Raw genomic sequence first — 721 nt, 5'->3', positions numbered from 1 at the left:
AATGACTGTGTTGTAACAACATACTTCTTCTTGCGCTTGACCAGCAGGCCTTCCGAACGTAACAAGCCAAAGAGCCTGTCCCTTCCTATGCTGATCCCTAACTTCTCGGTATCTTCTCTGATCAGCTCCAGAAGCTTTCTTGTCCCCATCATCGGATGAATCCTCCGGTGATCCCGGACAAACTCCAATACCAGATCGTATTGTGCTTCCTCCTTCAGCTTGGAGTCCATCCAACCATAATATGCTGACCTACTGTGACCAAAGTAAGCACAACCGGACTTAACGCTCACTTCTTCAGACCTTTTGGAAACAGCCCGTTGCCAAAGTTTTTTTTTAAATCCGTCTTGTATTCATCATTGGCAACATCTATCAGCGTCTCAAGCATCTTGTTGGCAACTATCGAATCGGCCAGGGCCAGTTTTAACCTCTTGTTCTCCTCTTCCAGTTCCTTAAGTCTTCTCTTCTCGTCCATAGTCTCTATTCTAACACTTTTGTTTAACAAATGATCCCTGCCAAAGGACCTGACCCACCTCTGGATCGTCTCCGCTCCTCTAATATCATACTTCTTTTGAAGATAAGAATAGGAACTTCCTTTTTCCAGCTCCTCCACTACTTGCTTCTTAAAGCTAATACTGTACCTGTTGATTTCTCGAACCGTTTTTGTCATCTTTTTCCTGTTTTTAGTTTGACTTAATCTGTCAAGCTATTTCAGGACGTGACA

Annotated in this window: 1 protein-coding gene and 1 pseudogene; both read right to left on the bottom strand. The window is 43.7% G+C overall.

What is annotated here, in order from left to right:
* Positions 1 to 230, bottom strand: a pseudogene (locus ACFSKV_RS18960) (hypothetical protein); the annotation flags it as partial.
* Positions 231 to 286: 56 nt separating this feature from the next.
* Positions 287 to 667, bottom strand: coding sequence for a transposase (locus tag ACFSKV_RS18955; protein WP_380806466.1), 381 nt, complete (start codon positions 665 to 667; stop codon positions 287 to 289).
* Positions 668 to 721: the final 54 nt, after the last annotated feature.

The sequence above is a fragment of the Shivajiella indica genome (genome assembly GCF_042683085.1).
In the GTDB taxonomy this organism is placed as follows: Bacteria; Bacteroidota; Bacteroidia; order Cytophagales; family Cyclobacteriaceae; genus Shivajiella; species Shivajiella indica.
Note: the sequence above shows the minus strand (reverse complement) of the source record. Positions and strands in the feature narration are given on the sequence as shown.

Bases quoted from the DNA above. Each gene is read 5' to 3' on its own strand.
- ACFSKV_RS18955 (WP_380806466.1), bottom strand. From the start codon at position 667: ATGACAAAAACGGTTCGAGAAATCAACAGGTACAGTATTAGCTTTAAG.